This is a genomic window from Bacillus sp. SSR7 (assembly GCF_055902415.1).
Genome location: NZ_JBVVXV010000003.1, coordinates 210,307 through 228,755, shown reverse-complemented (window position 1 = coordinate 228,755; position 18,449 = coordinate 210,307). Strand labels below are relative to the sequence as shown.

Below are 18,449 nucleotides of genomic sequence, written 5' to 3'. Positions count from 1 at the left end.
ATTTCGTTTGGTACAATATAATATATACAAGTATATATTGCCCATATGATAAGTTTAATGAGTAACGGTAGATGGCGCAATCATATCAAAAGCAATTAAGTTAGATTGAAAGGTGGAAGCGGTAATGCAACTACAATATACTGTATTGTATTGTTTAAAACAATTGAATGGTGAAAGAACCGTTTCTTCTATTTATTATTTATTAAAGGGAAAACGTTCTTCGCAAACGTTACAAGATGGAAATATGTTCCGAATTTCTTTTTTGTTTGGAATATATAAATCGTTAAATAGAACTGAATATGATCGTGAAGTTGCAAAGTTGTTGCAAGCAGATTTGATTCAAGAAATACATGAAAATACATATTTGTTAACACCTAAAGGTAACATGCAGTTACATACATGGGAGGAAGGGTATGCTTTTCCAGTCCATTTGCATGGTTTGCACTATGGTGAATTAGGTGAAACGTTTTGGAAAAGATTATCTTTAATTATTCAAACTGTATCTAATTTACAACAGAATAATACGAAGTTTATTCCTATTCAACAAGATACAGAAATAATGGTGTGGGTGAAGCGGTTTTTAACAGGTATGCCGTATAGGCGAAGTGAATTGGCGAAAAGATTATGGAAAGAAATACATAATCTTTTAGGGAAATGTGATGTGATAGAAGCGACGATTGTAACATATAGATTAACAGGATATGAACGTATCGGTTGTACATTGCAGCAGTTAGCGGAAATTACGAAACGAGATATTTTCAGGGTATATTTTTTATTTTGGGGTACAATTCATTTCCTTATACAAGAAGTTCGCGATAAAGAAAATGAATTTCCGTTATTAGCTGAGATTATCTCTTATCCAAATGAGAGAGCTGAATTATTTAGTTTATCAACGAAAAAAACATATAATTTTTGGAGACAAGGGCGCTCATTAGAAGAAATAGCGACAATTAGAAATCTAAAGGTTGCAACGATAGAAGATCATTTTGTTGAAATTGCTTTGCGAGAAAGAGATTTTTCTATCGAGATGTTTATGGAAAAAGACAAAATAGATAAAGTAACAGAAGTAATTGATGCATTACAAACACGTAAGCTGCGTGAGTTGAAACAAGCGGTTGGAGAGGGTATCTCTTATTTTGAAGTTCGTCTTGTATTGGCGCGGATGGAGGGTATAAATGAAACTTGAGGAATATTTATATAGGTGGTTTGGATATTCTGAATTTCGTCCAGGTCAAAAAGGGGTAATTACAGATTTATTGGAAGGAAAAGATGTTATAGCGATGCTTCCGACCGGAAGAGGGAAGTCTATGTGCTATCAACTTCCAGGGCTCATGCAAGAAGGGACAGTACTTGTTGTATCACCATTATTATCTTTGATGGAAGATCAGGTTACACAATTAAAATATGTTGTGAAAAACCGAGTGATAGCATTTAATAGTTTTCGGACATTACATGAAAAAAGAGAAGCGATGAAAAGGTTAGCTTCCTATAAATTTATTTTTGTTTCACCTGAGATGTTGCAGTCGGAAGTGTTAATAAGAGAATTGAAGAAAGTTCATATTTCATTATTTGTTGTGGATGAAGCTCATTGTATTTCGCAATGGGGTTATGATTTTAGACCAGATTATAAAAAACTAAATGTAGTTATTGAAAATATCGGGTCTCCTACGGTGCTAGCATTAACTGCAACAGCGACGAAAGATGTACTCCGAGATATAGCAGAGAGTTTGAATCTGAAGAATGTGACGCAGCATGTGTACTCTATTGATCGTCCAAATATAGCAATGGAAGTACAATTTGTAGAGACGATAGAAGAGAAGAAAGAGGCGCTTTTGGAACAGGTGATGTATTTACAAGGGCCGGGGATTGTATATTGTTCAAGCAGAGCGTGGACAGAACGTTTAACGGAATATTTAAGAGGAAAAGGCGTTACTGGTGTCGCTTTCTATCATGGTGGTATGGAACATGAAGAGCGCATGTTAATTCAACAGCAGTTTATGAATGACCAGTTGCAGCTTGTAATATGTACAAGTGCTTTTGGTATGGGAGTAAATAAATCAAATACGAGATATATTATTCATTTCCACTATCCGACTAATATAGCTTCTTATTTACAAGAAATCGGAAGAGCTGGAAGAGATGGTGAACCTAGTATAGCTATTTTATTATGTAGTCCGTTAGATCACGATTTACCAATTTCAATAATTGAAGATGAATTGCCAAGTCAGTCACAAATACAATTTTTATTTTCTTTACTGCAGGAAAGAATGTTTCAAACGAAAGAATTACCAATAGAAGAGGTAGAAGAAATTTGTTATAATGCAGCAAGATTTAATGAACAATATTGGCGTTTCATCCGCTATCATCTTGAAAAGCTTGGAATCATACAACAGAGAAAATTAATATTAGAGAGCTTGTCAGATGAAATTATGACAAGATTAATAGCTGAAGTAGAAATCAGGCTACGTAATAAATATAGTGAGCTAGAAAACATGAAATCATGGATACAAGTGAAAGAATGTAGACGTGAATATTTGCTGCGACAGTTCGGTTACAGAAAAGAGGGCGAGTTAAAGAATTGCTGCGACTATTGTCATATTACAAAAATAGATTATAAAAAAAGACAAGCGCAACAATCGGATTTCGACTATAATTGGGAAACAGAGTTACAAAAGCTTTTCGGTCTAGAAAAGATGGGGGAATGATGAACATTCAAAGGCATAATATTGAAGATATGAGTCCGAAAGAAATAAGGCTGAATCTGTATATCACACAGTTCATTATTATCGGTATCGGTTGTTTACTAGCATACATACTATTCCGAGATATAAAATCGGTGTATAGTCTGTGGAAATGGGAACCGGTGTCTATACTTATAATAGGTGGCTTGTTAGCGATTGGTATTGTGTTATTAGATTATGTTGCAATGCGAGTATTTCCAGAGTCTTGGTTTGATGATGGGGGTATTAATGATAGGATGTTTCAAGGGATGTCAGTTATGCATCTACTTGTTATTACATTCATTATCGGCTTTGCAGAAGAATTTTTATTTAGAGGTGTAGTGCAGACGCACTTTGGAATTGTAATAGCGAGTTTCGTATTTGCAGTATTACATATTCGGTATATAAAAAAGCCATTTTTGTTTTGTTTCGTCTGTTTCATTAGTTTTGTCTTTGGTTATGTATTTGAATGGACAGGAAATTTGTTTATAACAATCTTTGCACACTTTCTTGTTGATTTTATAATGGGGCTCCAATTAAGAAAATAAATGGAAGGTGGTGGTGAACAACATGAGAAGACGAATTCCTGATTTTGAAGAGGAATTAGAAGTTGAGCGAGTGGAAGAAAAAGAAGGTTTACCGCCGCGTAGTGAAATTCATAGAAATAAAGAGAAAAAACAAAAGTTTAAAATGAATCATATTTTCGTCCGAGTTTTAACATTTCTATTCATATTACTACCAATTAGCATTTTATGGTATACGGATAAATATATTCAGGTGAAAAGTGATGGTAATAACGCTGGAAAAAGTGCATTTGAGGTCATTTTCTTTGATTCAGCTAAATCTCAGTCCGAGGCATCATCTGAGAAAGTTGTCACGCATACGGTGAAAGAGGGAGAAACCTTAGAAAGTATAGCGAAGCAATATTTTTCAGATGAAACTGGGATCGAAGTGATTAAAAAGTATAATGATTTACAAAAAGATGAAGTGAATGTAGGTCAAGAATTAAAAATTCCGATAAAAGATAAGTCCACAAAGCGAGAGAGTTAGTAAAATACTTACTATAAAAACTGGGAATTATCTTTATGAGGAAGGGAGTAAAAAATATATGATATGGATTATCTTATTAAGTACTCTCGTTTGTATTGGTATTATATTTCTTCTTGTAATGTATACGGAAGCAACGCGTGATACGGTGCTAGAACATACTTTAATATTTGAAGAATTTCCGAAAAGTTTTAAAAAAGTAAATGTATTCTTTATATCAGATATTCATAGAAGGGGCATTTCAAATTCGTTAATTGAACAAGTAAAAGGAAAAGTAGATCTTGTAATTATTGGTGGTGATTTAGCGGAAAAAGGTGTCCCTTTATCGAAAATCTCTGCAAATATACAAAAGTTAAGAGCGATAGCTCCTGTATATTTTGTATGGGGAAATAATGATTATGAGATTGAATATCATGAATTGGATGCTTTATTATTAGAAAATAATGTGAAAGTTTTAGATAATACAAGAGTTGTATTTGAGTCTGAATTAGGAGAGAAGATTTGTTTGCTCGGTGTAGATGATGTTGGTTTGAAACGTGATCGTTTAGATTTAGCGTTGGCTGATTGTAAGGAAGATGGTTTTCGCATATTAATTAGCCACAACCCTGATATAATAAATAAAATGTCTGGAAAAGAACAAATTTCACTTGTGTTAAGTGGACATACACATGGAGGACAGATCCGATTATTCCCATCTGAAAAATATTTAAAAGGTGGCGTATATAAGCATTCAAATATGACTCTTTTTGTTAGTAATGGGTATGGAACAACGTTGGTTCCACTTCGCTTCCGAGCACCTGCTCAAACACATATTATTACGTTATGCGGAGGGAAATGATGCCAACTCTAAACGGAAAATATAATATAAAAGCTGTTTCGAATATAATTGGAATTCAACCAAGTACGCTTCGTGCATGGGAAAGACGATATCAAATGATTGCCCCAAAGCGGAATCATGCGGGGCATCGATTATATACAGAAGAGCATATTCAAATTTTGAAATGGTTAATGGACAAGGTTTCTTCCGGCATGATGATTGGACAAGCAGTTCAATTATTAGAAGGGAATCGTTTGCAGAATAATGTTCAAAATGAAATACATTACGATAGAGAAGTTGTTTTAGTGGACGATATACTACAAGCTTTGTTAAAATTTGATGAAATTACAACTTCTGCATTGTTAAACGAGGCTTTTAGTATTTATGCAACAGAAAAAGTTGTAGCAAGTATTGTTCTTCAAGTGTCAAATAAATTGTTAGCGTTAAAAAATAATAATGAAGTTACAATGGTGCAATTCCAATATGTCGTATCATTTTTACAAACGCGTCTAGGAATGGTATATCATAATGCATCATCGTTTTCTTCTATACACAAAGTTGTCGTGTTAGAAAGTAATATGTTGAAAGGGTTTGTTTTCTCAACGTATTTACGATTAAAAGGATATGATGTGATATATATTCGGGCAAGCTTAGCGGAAGATAGTATTTCATTAGCTGTTGAGCAAATAAGACCTAAATATGTAGTGATTTCTTTTGATGACGGACGAGAACGGAAGAACGCAATGAGCTATGTGGATTTTTTGCAAGAAAAAAATGAGAACCTTTCTGTTGGGATTATAGGAGGAATAGGTGCTCGAGATCAGTTGAACATTCAAACAAGCCTAATTGGTGATACGAAAGAAGAATGGGATGATTGGTTAAACATGTTAGAATAGTTGTTCGAAAAGAACCATCTATTTTCTATTTCATATAATAAAAATTATATTCATTGGTTGCGTAGGGAGGGTATGAGATGAGGCTGGAACGATTAAATTACAATAAGATAAAAATTTTCTTAACATTTGATGATTTATCTGAAAGAGGATTAACGAAAGAAGATTTGTGGAGAAATGCACCGAAAGTACAGCAATTATTTCGTGATATGATGCAAGAAGCAAATAAAGAATTAGGATTTGAAGCGGATGGTCCGATTGCAGTTGAAGTATTTTCTCTACAAGCGCAAGGAATGGTCGTAATTGTAACGAAAGAACATCAAGAAGCGGATACAGATGATGAATTCCGTGACGAGTTTATTGAAATGCAAGTGACTCTAGATGAAAGCGAGCATATCCTTTATGAGTTTGCTACACTAGATGACGTAATTAACCTGTCGAATCGTTTATATAACCTTGATGTAACTGGCGGAAAATTATACACGTGGGATGGGCGTTTCTATCTTTGGATGGAAGAAGAGGAGCAAATTCAATTACTGAAGGCAGATTTTATAGCTATTTTAGCAGAATATGGTAATCCGTCTACGGCAACTATTTATCGTCTAATGGAGTATGGTAAAGAATTAATGGCTTCTCAAGCAATTGAACAAATACACAATTACTTTGTGAAAAAACAAAACCTTAGCTAATGTAACATAGCTAAGGTTTTGTTTTTTTACTTTACTTTACTTAAATGTATCTTTTCAAAGTACTGTACATGAATAAAATAAAAAATATTTAAATATTTAAGTATTTTACTTTTCTAAAAGTAATAAAAGGACTATAATGATAGTGAAAACGCTTGCAACAGAAAATACTTTGTATATATTTGTTAGCGTTTTCTATTGCATTCCAAATTTAACGGTGTATACTAGGCAATGAAGGTTTACTAAACAAGTGAAATTACAGGGGGTTTACTTACTATGGTAGCCGAAAAGGGAACTCAAACAAAAACACAACAACAAAGGGAACAACATTTTGAACTATTGAATTCAACACAAATTGTTATCAGTGAAGCGTTAGAAAAATTGGGTTATCCAAACGAAGTATATGAATTATTAAAAGAACCAGTTCGTATGATGACAGTGAAAATACCAGTTCGTATGGATGACGGGACTGTTAAAATATTTACAGGATATCGTGCACAACATAATGATGCTGTTGGTCCAACGAAAGGTGGAATTCGCTTCCATCCGAATGTAACAGAAAATGAAGTGAAAGCACTTTCAATTTGGATGAGTTTAAAATGTGGTATTGTCGACTTACCATATGGCGGAGGTAAAGGTGGAATTATCTGTGACCCACGTGAAATGTCATTCCGTGAGTTAGAAAGATTAAGCCGCGGTTATGTACGAGCAATTAGTCAAATCGTAGGGCCGACGAAAGATATTCCAGCTCCAGATGTATTCACAAACTCTCAAATTATGGCATGGATGATGGATGAGTATAGCCGTATTGATGAATTTAACTCGCCAGGATTTATTACAGGTAAGCCACTTGTATTAGGTGGATCACATGGACGTGAAACAGCAACGGCGAAAGGTGTTACAATTTGTATTCGGGAAGCTGCAAAAAAACGCGACATTGATATTAAAGGTGCGCGCGTTGTTGTTCAAGGATTCGGTAATGCTGGTAGCTTCTTAGCTAAATTTATGCATGATGCAGGTGCGAAAGTTATTGCAATCTCAGATGCTTACGGCGCATTGCATGATCCAAATGGATTAGATATTGATTATTTATTAGACCGTCGTGATAGCTTCGGTACAGTAACAAAACTATTTAATAATACAATTTCAAACAAAGAATTGTTAGAACTTGATTGTGACATTTTAGTTCCAGCTGCAATTGAGAATCAAATTACAGAAGAAAATGCTAATAATATTAAAGCGAAAATTGTTGTTGAAGCTGCAAATGGCCCAACAACATTAGAAGCAACTAAAATTTTAACAGATCGCGGAATTTTACTTGTTCCAGACGTATTAGCTAGTGCTGGTGGGGTAACAGTATCTTACTTTGAGTGGGTACAAAATAACCAAGGTTACTACTGGACTGAAGAAGAAGTAGAACAACGTTTAGAAAAAGTAATGGTAAGATCATTTGATTCTATTTATGAAACAGCACAAGTTCGTAAAGTGAATATGCGCTTAGCAGCGTATATGGTCGGTGTTCGTAAAATGGCTGAAGCAAGTCGCTTCAGAGGTTGGGTATAATACCATATCATGAGAAAACGTGATTCCTTTCGAGGGAATCACGTTTTTTTGTTGAAGTATTAGAGTGAGGTGTTGTAAATGGGAAATGAAATGATGGAACGAGTAGAACAATTAGAAGAAAAGGTTAAGAGGTTAGAGGGAGAACTCGTAAAAACGAAGCAAGACCGAAAAGTAAGTACCGCTCGGGTGTTCGGAGAAGGATTATTGTTTTTAATATTTGGTGCGGTTGTAGTAGGGCCGATTATCGCTTTTATATTAGTAATTATTAATTGGTTTGTTGAAAAATAAAACAAAACTAAAAAGAACGCTTGTTCTACTCGAACAAACGTGCTATACTCTCCTTAGATAAACAAAACGGAAATGATTTTAAGGAGAGATAAATGATGAAAATGACAGTAGACCAAAGATTTATGATGCCAGCGGATGTTGTAGAACGAGTGGAAGTATTAAGAAATAAACAAAGTAAGCGCGGCACATTATTACAATCAGTAAATAAATTTTTCGGTTTAGATACGAAAGAAGATTGTGTTTGGTTTTACGGTTTTTATGGAGTTGCTGTAAGTATTTTATTATTTATGGTGTTCACATCAAATATTTTCGATTTTCTCTTCGCGTAAGAAATATGCTATAAGGACATTACTACCGAATACATATATAAGGAAGTAAGGTAATCTTCTGAAGCGGGAGTTGGTAGTAATGGCGATGTTTCCTATAGAGCGTAACTATATTGGATATGGAAGTTCACGACCGGGAATTCCTCTTTCTAAAGTTAGGTTTATTGTAAGTCATGATACGGGGAATCCTGGTAGCAATGCGATAGGGAATCGAGATTATTTTAATGAAATACAACCGAAAGCTTCGGCACATACATTTATAGATGACAAAACGATATTAGAAATTATTCCTATAAATGAAGTTGCCTATCATGTTCGATATGGTGTGCCGACAGATAATGACTTATATGGGTATGATGCTAATAAGGCTGCCATTGGAGTGGAGCTTTGTTATGGCGGTGATGTTAACTTTTGGGAAGCATATACCCGTTTTACGTGGTATCATGCGTATTTATGTCAAAACTTCGGCTTGAATCCGAAAAAAGATATTGTATCACATAAAACACTTGATCCAGCTAGAAAGATTGACCCGGAAAATGTATTAGGGAAACAAGGTATTAAATTTCAGCAGTTTTTAGCAGATGTCTATCGGATGTACGTTTCGTTTAGATGACAAATATATGAAAAATGAATACAATAAAGATAGGTGCCTACTGCTGTAAGTAGGTTTTTTCTTGTTTTTATAAATAGTGTATTGGTAGAAGACTAGGAGTGAACCGAGTATGCAGAAAGAAACAGCTATCATAATTGGAGGCGGTCCGTGCGGATTAGCAGCAGCAATTTCGTTGCAAAAGGTAGGGATAAATCCATTAGTAATTGAAAAAGGAAACATTGTAAATGCGATTTATAATTATCCAACTCATCAAACATTTTTCTCTTCTAGTGAAAAATTAGAAATTGGTGAAGTAGCTTTTATTACAGAAAATCGTAAGCCAGTTCGAAATCAAGCACTTGCGTATTATCGCGAAGTAGTAAAGCGTAAGTCTGTACGTGTAAATGCTTTTGAACGAGTAGAGAAAGTTCAAAAAGATGGAGAAGTTTTTCAGGTTGAGACGACAAAGCGTGACGGAAGTAAAGAAATATATATAGCGAAATATATTGTTGTAGCAACTGGATATTATGACAATCCAAATTATATGAATGTTCCAGGTGAGGAATTGAAGAAGGTAGCTCACTATTTTAAAGAAGGACATCCTTATTTTGATCGAGATGTAGTCGTTATAGGTGGGAAAAACTCGAGTGTAGATGCCGCTTTAGAGCTTGTGAAAGCTGGTGCGCGTGTAACGGTTTTATATCGCGGAATTGAGTACTCACCAAGTATAAAGCCGTGGATTTTGCCAGAGTTTGAGGCGTTAGTCCGAAATGGTACAATTGACATGCATTTCGGGGCTCATGTGAAAGAAATTACTGAACATACATTAACGTATACAGTTGATGGCGAAGCATATACAATCCAAAATGATTTTGTATTTGCGATGACTGGTTACCATCCTGATCATAGTTTCTTAACAAAGATGGGTGTTCGGATTGATGAAGAGACAGGACGTCCAATTTATGCAGAGGATACGATGGAAACGAACGCTGAAAATATTTTCATTGCAGGTGTAATTGCTGCTGGAAATAATGCAAATGAAATATTTATTGAGAACGGTCGATTTCATGGGGATGCGATTGCGCAAACCATTGCAACAAGAGAAATATAAAAAGAAGCTGTCGAAATAAACTTCGACAGCTTCTTTTTTAATCGTGCATAAACATGTTTTGGATTGCTTCATGAGAAGTTGTATTCTCTAATGCAACTAATAATTTAATACGTGCTTTTTGAGCGTTTAAACCGTATGTGAATACAATACCCATATCTTTTAATTGTTTGCCGCCACCTTCATATGAATATACATCTTGAACGATGCCGTTGAAACAGCGAGAAACTAATACGACAGGAATTCCTTTATTTATTAGTCGCTCTAGACTAGGAAGTGTTCTTGGAGGTAAATTACCTTGTCCAAGCGCTTCAATAACAATCCCGTCTACCGGAAGATTTTCAATTGCTGCTAACAATGTATCGTCCATACCAGCGTACGCTTTTAGAACGACTACATTTTTAGAAACCTTATTTACTGAATATGTTTCGTGATGTACTAAAGCATGGTGGAATACAACGCCGCGCTTTGTTACCATACCGATTGGTCCATACTGTGGACTTTGGAATGTTGCTACATTACTTGTATGTGTTTTCGTTACGTTTGTGGCGCAATGAATTTCGTCGTTTAATACGACTAAAACGCCTTTTTCGGCAGCTTCACTACTGCTAGCGACTTTTACAGCTGATAAGAAGTTATATAGACCATCAGCACCTAATTCATTGCTAGAGCGCATTGCGCCTGTTACAACGATCGGAATAGTTGCTTGTACTGTTAAATCTAAGAAATAGGCCGTTTCTTCTAATGTATCCGTACCATGCGTAATGACTACGCCATGAATGTTGTCTTGTTTTACTCTTTCATCAATGATGACTTGTAATTGTAACATTTCGCTCGGTGTCATATGAGGAGATGGTAGATGAAACACATCTTCAACGATTAAATCAACATCGCCTTCTAAATCAGGAATGAATTTTAAAAGAGGATTTTTTTCACCTGGTTGTACGACCCCAGTTTCTTTATCTTCCTCCATTGCAATTGTTCCGCCTGTGTGTAAAACTAGGATTCTTTTCAATGCTTATACCCCTTTCAAGTAAAAAAATACATTTAGAACATAACATGTTTTGAGTAAATTCGACAATGGAAATGTATAAAAGTATGCCTCGAAAATGACAATAAAATGAACTGCTATATGTACGATGTATAAAATTACGAAACGAAATGTGCAAATACAGTATAGGAGGGAGCCATTACGTTGAAAAAGATGGAGAGAATGCTTATTCGTATATTAATAATACAATTCATTTGTCTTTCTGTTGTACAATTGTTATTTATACATAAGTCATCAGTGAAATATTTATCTAAAATTGTTTATTATGAAGGTGTCATGGTAAAAAACAAAGCAGAAATCTTACAGGTGAATAGGTAGTTTTCATTTTCTTCTATGAAGGATTATGCTACAATAATTGAGGATTTAATGACGTGAAGCAAATGAGAAGGAGCAGGAGAATACCTGCTTTTCGTTTTGTTTTATAAGTGAAAAAATGAGGTGTTACAATGGATAAACGAATTTCAATTGCTATAGATGGTCCAGCAGCTGCTGGAAAAAGTACAGTTGCAAAAGTTGTAGCGAAGAAGCTTTCTTACGTTTATATTGATACAGGCGCAATGTATCGTACGATTACATATGCAGCTCTTGAGCAAAAAGTTGACATTGAGAATGAAGAACAGTTAATGGAAGTTGTAAAAAATGTGAAAATTGAGTTTCAGCAAGGAGAAAATACACAACTTGTATTTTTAAATGGACAAGATGTTTCGGAAGTCATTCGTACACCTGAGGTGACGAATCGAGTATCGATTGTGGCGAAACATCGCCTTGTTCGTGAAGAAATGGTACGCCGTCAACAAGAGTTAGCAGAAAAAGGCGGCGTTGTAATGGATGGCCGTGATATTGGTACACATGTGTTACCAGATGCTGAAGTGAAGATCTTTATGCTTGCTTCTGTTGAAGAAAGAGCAGAGAGAAGACATTTAGAAAATATGAATAAAGGCTTCGATTCTAATTTAGAGCAGTTAAAAGAAGAAATTGCTCAGCGTGATAAATTAGATTCAGAACGTGAAGTTTCTCCTCTAAAAAAAGCTGATGATGCATTGGAATTAGATACAACTTCTTTATCAATTGAAGAAGTTGTCCAAAAGATTATGAGTATTGTTTCAGGAGTGTTTGCGAAATAAAGAAAGGGCATAGCCCCTTTCTTTTTTTTATTTCTATAGAAATGTAAAGGATACGTGAATTGTGAGTCTCTTTCCTTGACAAATGATCAGATTTGTAAGAAGTTAATAAAAGAGGGATAAAACTTTCAGAATATATTCGCTATTATATTTCAAAACATACTTTCTTCAAGATGATTTTGCTGTATACTATTTATATAGGTTTAATATATTTTCTAGTGAAATGTATGAAGCTTACGTATGTGATGATAAATTCTTAAACATGCAAATGGAAACAATTGTTTTCATTTCGTATATACATAAAAAATGCTTTGTCAATTCTGTAGGGAGGTATTTCCATGGTAGAGAAAATGAATGAAGAAGTTATGGATTCAAAAGAATTACAAGTTGGTGACGTTGTTACAGGTTCTGTAACGAAAGTTGAAGAGAAACAAGTGCTTGTAAATGTTGGATACAAAACAGATGGCGTAATTCCAATTAGTGAATTAGCTAACGTTCATATTGAAAAAGCAAGCGATGTTGTAGAATTAGATCAAACACTAGAATTAAAGATTATTAAATTAGAAGAAAATGATCTTGTCTTATCTAAACGTGCTGTTGATGCAGAAAAAGCATGGGTAGAATTACAAGAGAAATTTACTTCTGGTCACGTATTTGATGTTACCGTAAAAGATATCGTGAATGGTGGATTAGTTGTGGACCTTGGTGTTCGTGGTTTTATCCCAGCTTCACTTGTAGAAGTACATTATGTAGAAGATTTTACTGACTATAAAGGAAAAACATTAGCCGTGAAAATTGTTGAATTGGACCGTGAAAAAAATCGTGTGATCCTTTCGCATAAAGCGGTAGTAGAATTAGAACTAGATTCTAAGAAGAAAGAAGCAATTTCTTCATTAAAAGAAGGAGACGTTGTTGAAGGAACAGTACAACGACTAACGGACTTTGGTGCTTTCGTTAATGTTGGGGGTGTGGACGGTTTAGTTCATATTTCACAAATTTCACACGAACGTGTAGAGCAACCTTCTGAAGTATTAGAGCAAGGTCAAAAGGTAAAGGTGAAAGTGTTATCTGTGGATGCTGATACACAACGTATTTCTTTATCAATTAAAGCAGCTCAACCAGGACCTTGGGAAAATATTGCTGGTGAAGTAAAAGCTGGAGATATTCGTGAGGGAATAGTAAAACGTCTTGTTACATTTGGTGCATTCGTTGAAATTTTACCTGGCGTCGAAGGTCTTGTGCATGTATCTCAAATTGCAAACCGTCACGTGAAAAATCCAAATGAAGTATTGGAAATGGGACAAGAAGTAAAAGTGAAAGTACTTGAAGTTCATGTAGCAGAGAAACGTATTTCTTTAAGTATAAAAGAAGCGCTTGAGGAAAATAATGTAACTGAAGATTATAGTCAGTATGAACCGAATGCTGATTCTGCTACTTTCCAATTAAGTGACATTATTGGTGAACAACTGAAAAAATTAAAGAAATAAAGAGGGGTACAAGTGGTAAGGGCAAAACGTAAATTAGATCATATTGAATACGCTCTTTCTACTGGTCAGTCTCGTACGCATGGCTTTCATGATATTGATTTTGTGCATCAAAGCTTGCCAAATTCAAATTATGACACAATAACATGTGAAACAAAAATCGGCGAACTTTCACTAAGTTCGCCGATTTTTATCAATGCGATGACTGGTGGTGGAGGAGAGAAAACGTTACATATCAATGAGCAATTAGCATATGTAGCGAAACATCATAACCTTGCTATGGCTGTAGGTTCGCAAATGGCGGCATTAAAAGATGAAAGTGAGGCTGCTTCTTATAAGATTATCAGAAAGGTAAATCCAAATGGTATTTTCTTTGCTAATTTAGGTAGTGAGGCAACTATCGAACAGGCAGAGCGTGCTGTTGATATGATTGAAGCGAATGCATTGCAAATTCATTTAAATGTCATCCAAGAGTTAACGATGCCAGAAGGAGACCGTGACTTTACTGGTGTACTTCGGCGCATTGAGAAAATTGTTTTAAATAGTAAAGTTCCTGTCATTGTGAAAGAAGTTGGATTTGGGATGAGCAAGGAAACAATGCAACAGTTAGCGAGCATAGGTGTAACGGCAATTGATATTGGCGGACAAGGTGGTACGAATTTTGCTGCTGTTGAAAATGAAAGAAGACAGCGAATGCTTTCTTATTTTAATAACTGGGGCATACAAACAGCAACCTCGATTATTGAAGCAACCTCTACAAATAATAACCTCTCTTTTATTGCATCTGGGGGTATACAAACAGCGCTTGACGTAGCGAAAGCAATCGCATTAGGGGCGAATACAACTGCTTTTGCTGGATACTTTTTACGCATTTTAATGCAAGATGGCATCGAGAAGTTAGTGGATGAAATTGATCTTTTACATACAGATTTGAAATTTATTATGACAGCTCTCGGTGCGAAGACGATAGAAGAGTTGCAATCTGTACCTCTTGTTGTAAAGGGCGAAACGTATCATTGGTTAACGCAGCGTGGAATTGATACGACGCATTATAGTAGGAGATAAAAAATCAACCGTTTGGTTGATTTTTTTTGTATTCTATTCGTTTTAGTAATATAAGGCGAGGGATATAATTAATATTCTATAAAAATAAAGTTATCTATATATATGAGTATTTAATTAAAAAGTTTCGACTGAAAAATGTAGATAGTGTGCAATTGAATTCTTGAAGAAGGTTTAATTTTGCTAAGGGAAAAGGGAAGGGTAAAAAATAAATTGTAGAAAGATTCGCAGGTGAAATATTATTTTGATATAAATAAAAATTATGAGGGATATATGAAAGACGGTTTCGTACCATATCGAAACCGTCTTTTTGTATTCACTAGTGCTGATTTTGTTTTCGAGCTTGTTCTGGTGTATCAAGTCCAGTTGCGCCTGGATATTGTAGTGATTGGTCACGGTCAGATTCAACGCGGCGTGATTCTCTTAGTTTTCGTTCTTGACGATCTTTACCCATAATGAATAGCACCTCCTTATTAAAAGTGTTGCTGTTATATGAAAAAACTATGCGTGAAGAAAGTGGATTAACTTTCATAAAAAGTTCCCATAATGGAAAACATAGGAGGTGAAATGATGGAAGGGAGTACTTTTTATTTTGTAGCTTGGATAGGGTGGATTATTGTAACCTTTTTTATGAAAAAGGACTCTATTCGGTGGAAGATAAGCGCCTGTATATTGATTTTTATTATTTGCTCTCCGTTACATGTAACGATTGCTTCATTCACGGTATCAGTAAATGCACTTTTACTTTCTGTTGTTGCTTTTATAGGAATCGCACTATATTCTATTTGGAAAAAATTATATAGCTTACTTTCGGCACTTATTATTGCAATGTTATATACAAGTTTTCATTTGTTAGAAGTATATGATCCAATTTGGATTGTGGTGGACAGATTGTTTTTGTTAAGTGGTGCACTTGTGTATGCATCGGTTTTATTACACGAAGATCGCATACTACGATTATGTTCCCTTTATATAGGAATGTTACAGGGAGAATTGCTAGTGACACTTATTTTTCGGAAACTACATTTTCCTTATGATTACGGAAGTTTAGCATTTTTTGATATCGTCGCCGTTTCTACATTTTTTATGGCAATTTTGTTTTGGATTGCGAAAGCATCAGTATATATGGAACAGTTCAAGAGAAAAACACGTAAAAGAAAGGCGAGGGTAATACATGACTGAATATACACCGGCCATTTTATGTGGCGTAATAGCGGGGACAGTAACGAGAGTGCTAATGCTCCGGACGGATACGCGGCAATATCCGACGAGACTTCACGGGAAAATTATTCATATTGCGATGGGGTTAATTGCAGCTGCTTTAGGAGCAATTGCAATTCCGTCCATTTTGAAAAAAGATTTTTCTGCCATTACGTTTCTTACGTTGGCAGCAACACAGTTTCGTGATGTGCGCAATATGGAAAGAAATACATTGCAACAATTAGATGGTTATGAGCTCGTACCGCGTGGGAATACATACATTGAAGGAATTGCATTAGTTTTTGAAAGTCGCAACTATTTGGCGATGTTAACGTCGTTTGTGACGACGTTTGCGTATATAGGGTTCCGTTCATGGATTGCTGGAGTAATTATGGCAATCATCGCATTTTTTATTGCGAAAAAATTAATGTCTGGTAGAAGGTTGCATGATCTTGTTGATATAGAGCATGTTCCACTTCGTTTTGAAGGAGCAGGGCTATATATTGATAATATTTACATTATGAATATTGGATTGCCAGCAAGACAAGAGGAAATTATGAAATATGGAATGGGTTTTATTTTAAGGCCGAAAACAATTGATGCGATGGTGACAATCTCCAACTTAGGACAACGACAGGCTATTTTACATGATGTTTCTGTTGCTTTAGGGATTTATAGAGATTCTGGTACGCCGGCACTTGTACCGTTAGCAAAGCGTGATTTAGAGGATGGTAGGGTTGGAATCTTTGTCTTGCCACAGGATCAAGATGCGGAGAAAGCGATAGGTGTCATAGGGAACGTGCCGACGTTAGAAAGTGCTGTTCATATGTCATCGGAAGCCCCGAAAGGAAGGGGAGATAAGAGATGATGTTAGAAAGTGTAATTCTTGCAGTTATTACAACGACCCCGGAGAAATTTGCTGGTGGTGCCCCTCTGTTTACTTGTGAATCGACAGAGGAATTAGAATTTGTTGCAAATAATTTAGAGGCAATTCTAGATGGCATTGCGCATCGCTTACAAGAGAATGTATATATTATTGTGAAACATTAGCAACGTGTGTTATAATGTGAGGTGTTTTGATACGTTGAGAAATATTCTGGAATGCAAATCCCTTCTTGCACAAAGAAGGGTTTTTTACATAATAAACAGAAGCAAGTTGAAAGGATGAAAGTATATGCCGAAACCAGTAATAGCAATAGTAGGCCGCCCGAACGTAGGGAAATCTACTATTTTCAATAGAATTGTTGGAGAGAGAGTTTCAATCGTAGAAGATATTCCAGGTGTAACGCGCGATCGTATTTATAGCGCTGGAGAATGGTTAAATCATGAATTTAACATTATTGATACAGGTGGAATTGATATTGGAGACGAGCCATTTTTGACACAAATTCGTCAACAAGCTGAAGTAGCAATTGATGAAGCGGATGTTATCATTTTTATGACGAATGGTCGTGACGGTGTAACAGCAGCTGATGAAGAAGTTGCAAAAATATTATATCGTTCAAATAAACCGGTTGTACTGGCAGTAAATAAAGTGGACAATCCGGAAATGCGCAGTGATATTTATGATTTCTATGCATTAGGATTTGGTGAGCCATTCCCAATTTCAGGTACACACGGATTAGGATTAGGTGACTTATTAGACGAAGCTGCACAGCATTTTCCAAAGATTGAAGAAGACGGATATGATGAAGATACAATTCGTTTCTCTTTAATTGGACGTCCAAACGTAGGGAAATCATCACTTGTAAATGCTCTTCTTGGTCAAGAGCGTGTAATTGTTAGTAATGTAGCAGGAACAACTCGTGATGCGGTCGATACACCATATAGTAAAGATGGGAAAGATTATGTAATTATCGATACAGCTGGTATGCGTAAAAAAGGGAAAGTGTATGAAAGTACAGAGAAGTATAGTGTACTTCGTGCACTAAGAGCGATTGAACGTTCTGACGTTGTTTTAGTCGTTTTAGACGGTGAAGAAGGAATTATTGAACAGGATAAAAAAATCGCTGGATACGCTCATGATTCAGGGCGAGCTGTCGTTATCGTTGTAAACAAATGGGACGCAGTGAAAAAAGACGAGAAAACAATGAAAGCATTTGAAGAAAACATCCGTGCTCATTTCCAATTTTTAGAGTACGCACCGATTGTGTTCTTATCTGCGAAAACGAGAAAACGTACACAAACGCTAATACCGGTTATCGATGAGGTAAATGAAAGTCATAGTATCCGTATTCAAACGAATGTATTAAACGATGTAATTATGGATGCGGTAGCGATGAACCCAACGCCAACGCATAACGGTAGTCGTCTGAAGATTTTCTATGCAACACAAGTTGCGGTAAAACCACCAACATTTGTTGTGTTTGTAAACGATCCAGAACTATTGCATTTCTCATATGAGCGTTTCTTAAAGAATCGTTTACGTGAATCATTTGGCTTTGTGGGAACGCCGATTCACATTATCGCTAGAGCAAGAGACTAATGGAGA

General features: G+C 35.5%; 22 protein-coding genes. 20 read left to right on the top strand and 2 right to left on the bottom strand.

All coding sequences use genetic code 11. The features are described from left to right. Nucleotides 1-124: 124 nt before the first annotated feature. The 12 genes from AC0NJG_RS08480 to AC0NJG_RS08425 all read left to right on the top strand — a co-directional run bounded on the left by AC0NJG_RS08480 (nt 125) and on the right by AC0NJG_RS08425 (nt 10,043). On the top strand, nt 125-1,186 hold the full coding sequence (locus AC0NJG_RS08480) for a YpbB family protein (protein WP_087994428.1): 1,062 nt from the start codon (nt 125-127) through the stop codon (nt 1,184-1,186). Beyond that, nucleotides 1,176-2,705 (top strand): RecQ family ATP-dependent DNA helicase, encoded by a 1,530-nt coding sequence (locus AC0NJG_RS08475; protein ID WP_087951840.1) that lies wholly within the window; start codon nt 1,176-1,178, stop codon nt 2,703-2,705. The genes AC0NJG_RS08480 and AC0NJG_RS08475 overlap by 11 nt, the downstream gene beginning before the upstream one ends. Continuing rightward, nucleotides 2,705-3,268 carry a CPBP family intramembrane glutamic endopeptidase gene (locus AC0NJG_RS08470; protein ID WP_001025765.1) on the top strand — a complete coding sequence of 188 codons (564 nt, stop codon included), beginning with the start codon at nt 2,705-2,707 and terminating at the stop codon, nt 3,266-3,268. The genes AC0NJG_RS08475 and AC0NJG_RS08470 overlap by 1 nt, the downstream gene beginning before the upstream one ends. 22 nt (nt 3,269-3,290) lie before the next feature. Further along, the gene (locus tag AC0NJG_RS08465) at nt 3,291-3,770 is read left to right on the top strand and encodes a LysM peptidoglycan-binding domain-containing protein (protein WP_001254344.1); all 480 of its coding nucleotides are present in this window, start codon (nt 3,291-3,293) and stop codon (nt 3,768-3,770) included. A 58-nt stretch (nt 3,771-3,828) separates the two neighbouring features. Next, nucleotides 3,829-4,605 (top strand): metallophosphoesterase, encoded by a 777-nt coding sequence (locus AC0NJG_RS08460; RefSeq protein WP_087951841.1) that lies wholly within the window; start codon nt 3,829-3,831, stop codon nt 4,603-4,605. After that, nucleotides 4,605-5,480, top strand: coding sequence for a MerR family transcriptional regulator (locus AC0NJG_RS08455; RefSeq protein ID WP_140168450.1), 876 nt, complete (start codon nt 4,605-4,607; stop codon nt 5,478-5,480). Before AC0NJG_RS08460 ends, AC0NJG_RS08455 begins: the two co-directional genes overlap by 1 nt. 77 nt (nt 5,481-5,557) lie before the next feature. Then, the gene (locus tag AC0NJG_RS08450) at nt 5,558-6,166 is read left to right on the top strand and encodes a genetic competence negative regulator (RefSeq protein ID WP_001235392.1); all 609 of its coding nucleotides are present in this window, start codon (nt 5,558-5,560) and stop codon (nt 6,164-6,166) included. Between the two features lie 273 nt (nt 6,167-6,439). Further along, nucleotides 6,440-7,726 carry an NAD-specific glutamate dehydrogenase gene (gudB, locus tag AC0NJG_RS08445; RefSeq protein ID WP_048527007.1) on the top strand — a complete coding sequence of 429 codons (1,287 nt, stop codon included), beginning with the start codon at nt 6,440-6,442 and terminating at the stop codon, nt 7,724-7,726. 78 nt (nt 7,727-7,804) lie between these two features. Continuing rightward, entirely contained in the window at nt 7,805-8,014 is a 210-nt protein-coding gene (locus AC0NJG_RS08440) for a hypothetical protein (protein ID WP_087951843.1), read from the top strand. Nucleotides 8,015-8,106: 92 nt separating this feature from the next. Then, nucleotides 8,107-8,343: a DUF3961 domain-containing protein gene (locus AC0NJG_RS08435; protein ID WP_001983018.1), complete on the top strand. Its 237-nt coding sequence runs from the start codon at nt 8,107-8,109 to the stop codon at nt 8,341-8,343. A gap of 79 nt (nt 8,344-8,422) precedes the next feature. After that, nucleotides 8,423-8,953 (top strand): peptidoglycan recognition protein family protein, encoded by a 531-nt coding sequence (locus AC0NJG_RS08430; protein ID WP_001240643.1) that lies wholly within the window; start codon nt 8,423-8,425, stop codon nt 8,951-8,953. Between the two features lie 109 nt (nt 8,954-9,062). Continuing rightward, a complete protein-coding gene (locus AC0NJG_RS08425) occupies nt 9,063-10,043 on the top strand; it encodes a YpdA family putative bacillithiol disulfide reductase (RefSeq protein ID WP_087994426.1) in 981 nt (326 codons plus the stop codon). Nucleotides 10,044-10,080: 37 nt separating this feature from the next. On the opposite strand, the gene ansA is transcribed toward AC0NJG_RS08425, so the two are convergent. Further along, on the bottom strand, nt 10,081-11,055 hold the full coding sequence (gene ansA / locus AC0NJG_RS08420; RefSeq protein ID WP_000822020.1) for an asparaginase: 975 nt from the start codon (nt 11,053-11,055) through the stop codon (nt 10,081-10,083). 180 nt (nt 11,056-11,235) lie between these two features. Between ansA and AC0NJG_RS08415 the strand changes: the two genes are divergently transcribed. The 4 genes from AC0NJG_RS08415 to AC0NJG_RS08400 all read left to right on the top strand — a co-directional run bounded on the left by AC0NJG_RS08415 (nt 11,236) and on the right by AC0NJG_RS08400 (nt 14,761). Continuing rightward, on the top strand, nt 11,236-11,409 hold the full coding sequence (locus tag AC0NJG_RS08415) for a YpfB family protein (RefSeq protein ID WP_000738061.1): 174 nt from the start codon (nt 11,236-11,238) through the stop codon (nt 11,407-11,409). Nucleotides 11,410-11,537: 128 nt separating this feature from the next. After that, complete coding sequence (gene cmk, locus AC0NJG_RS08410) at nt 11,538-12,215, top strand: (d)CMP kinase (RefSeq protein ID WP_000361265.1); 678 nt, start codon at nt 11,538-11,540, stop codon at nt 12,213-12,215. A gap of 335 nt (nt 12,216-12,550) precedes the next feature. Further along, nucleotides 12,551-13,699, top strand: a complete 1,149-nt coding sequence (rpsA, locus tag AC0NJG_RS08405) for a 30S ribosomal protein S1 (protein WP_087951845.1) — start codon at nt 12,551-12,553, stop codon at nt 13,697-13,699. A gap of 12 nt (nt 13,700-13,711) precedes the next feature. Beyond that, a complete protein-coding gene (locus tag AC0NJG_RS08400; protein ID WP_087951846.1) occupies nt 13,712-14,761 on the top strand; it encodes a type 2 isopentenyl-diphosphate Delta-isomerase in 1,050 nt (349 codons plus the stop codon). A gap of 316 nt (nt 14,762-15,077) precedes the next feature. Here the strand turns inward: AC0NJG_RS08400 and AC0NJG_RS08395 are convergent, their stop codons facing one another. Next, entirely contained in the window at nt 15,078-15,212 is a 135-nt protein-coding gene (locus AC0NJG_RS08395) for a YpzI family protein (protein WP_000513900.1), read from the bottom strand. Nucleotides 15,213-15,328: 116 nt separating this feature from the next. On the opposite strand from AC0NJG_RS08395, the gene AC0NJG_RS08390 reads away from it, so the two are divergent. The 4 genes from AC0NJG_RS08390 to der all read left to right on the top strand — a co-directional run bounded on the left by AC0NJG_RS08390 (nt 15,329) and on the right by der (nt 18,443). Further along, a complete protein-coding gene (locus AC0NJG_RS08390) occupies nt 15,329-15,940 on the top strand; it encodes a YphA family membrane protein (protein ID WP_087951847.1) in 612 nt (203 codons plus the stop codon). Then, complete coding sequence (locus tag AC0NJG_RS08385; RefSeq protein WP_000141602.1) at nt 15,933-16,826, top strand: YIEGIA family protein; 894 nt, start codon at nt 15,933-15,935, stop codon at nt 16,824-16,826. The genes AC0NJG_RS08390 and AC0NJG_RS08385 overlap by 8 nt, the downstream gene beginning before the upstream one ends. Continuing rightward, entirely contained in the window at nt 16,823-17,008 is a 186-nt protein-coding gene (locus AC0NJG_RS08380; protein ID WP_000979054.1) for a capping complex subunit for YIEGIA, read from the top strand. The genes AC0NJG_RS08385 and AC0NJG_RS08380 overlap by 4 nt, the downstream gene beginning before the upstream one ends. A 124-nt stretch (nt 17,009-17,132) precedes the next feature. Further along, nucleotides 17,133-18,443, top strand: a complete 1,311-nt coding sequence (der, locus tag AC0NJG_RS08375) for a ribosome biogenesis GTPase Der (RefSeq protein ID WP_001125893.1) — start codon at nt 17,133-17,135, stop codon at nt 18,441-18,443. Nucleotides 18,444-18,449: the final 6 nt, after the last annotated feature.

What these genes read in the sequence shown, in the direction of transcription:
- AC0NJG_RS08440 (WP_087951843.1), top strand. Translation starts at nt 7,805, where the DNA reads ATGGGAAATGAAATGATGGAACGAGTAGAACAATTAGAAGAAAAGGTT.
- AC0NJG_RS08395 (WP_000513900.1), bottom strand. Translation starts at nt 15,212, where the DNA reads ATGGGTAAAGATCGTCAAGAACGAAAACTAAGAGAATCACGCCGCGTT.
- der (WP_001125893.1), top strand. Translation starts at nt 17,133, where the DNA reads ATGCCGAAACCAGTAATAGCAATAGTAGGCCGCCCGAACGTAGGGAAA.
- AC0NJG_RS08475 (WP_087951840.1), top strand. Translation starts at nt 1,176, where the DNA reads ATGAAACTTGAGGAATATTTATATAGGTGGTTTGGATATTCTGAATTT.
- AC0NJG_RS08385 (WP_000141602.1), top strand. Translation starts at nt 15,933, where the DNA reads ATGACTGAATATACACCGGCCATTTTATGTGGCGTAATAGCGGGGACA.
- AC0NJG_RS08480 (WP_087994428.1), top strand. Translation starts at nt 125, where the DNA reads ATGCAACTACAATATACTGTATTGTATTGTTTAAAACAATTGAATGGT.
- cmk (WP_000361265.1), top strand. Translation starts at nt 11,538, where the DNA reads ATGGATAAACGAATTTCAATTGCTATAGATGGTCCAGCAGCTGCTGGA.
- rpsA (WP_087951845.1), top strand. Translation starts at nt 12,551, where the DNA reads ATGGTAGAGAAAATGAATGAAGAAGTTATGGATTCAAAAGAATTACAA.
- AC0NJG_RS08430 (WP_001240643.1), top strand. Translation starts at nt 8,423, where the DNA reads ATGGCGATGTTTCCTATAGAGCGTAACTATATTGGATATGGAAGTTCA.
- gudB (WP_048527007.1), top strand. Translation starts at nt 6,440, where the DNA reads ATGGTAGCCGAAAAGGGAACTCAAACAAAAACACAACAACAAAGGGAA.
- AC0NJG_RS08425 (WP_087994426.1), top strand. Translation starts at nt 9,063, where the DNA reads ATGCAGAAAGAAACAGCTATCATAATTGGAGGCGGTCCGTGCGGATTA.
- AC0NJG_RS08380 (WP_000979054.1), top strand. Translation starts at nt 16,823, where the DNA reads ATGATGTTAGAAAGTGTAATTCTTGCAGTTATTACAACGACCCCGGAG.
- AC0NJG_RS08465 (WP_001254344.1), top strand. Translation starts at nt 3,291, where the DNA reads ATGAGAAGACGAATTCCTGATTTTGAAGAGGAATTAGAAGTTGAGCGA.
- AC0NJG_RS08455 (WP_140168450.1), top strand. Translation starts at nt 4,605, where the DNA reads ATGCCAACTCTAAACGGAAAATATAATATAAAAGCTGTTTCGAATATA.
- AC0NJG_RS08460 (WP_087951841.1), top strand. Translation starts at nt 3,829, where the DNA reads ATGATATGGATTATCTTATTAAGTACTCTCGTTTGTATTGGTATTATA.
- AC0NJG_RS08450 (WP_001235392.1), top strand. Translation starts at nt 5,558, where the DNA reads ATGAGGCTGGAACGATTAAATTACAATAAGATAAAAATTTTCTTAACA.
- AC0NJG_RS08435 (WP_001983018.1), top strand. Translation starts at nt 8,107, where the DNA reads ATGATGAAAATGACAGTAGACCAAAGATTTATGATGCCAGCGGATGTT.
- AC0NJG_RS08470 (WP_001025765.1), top strand. Translation starts at nt 2,705, where the DNA reads ATGAACATTCAAAGGCATAATATTGAAGATATGAGTCCGAAAGAAATA.
- AC0NJG_RS08390 (WP_087951847.1), top strand. Translation starts at nt 15,329, where the DNA reads ATGGAAGGGAGTACTTTTTATTTTGTAGCTTGGATAGGGTGGATTATT.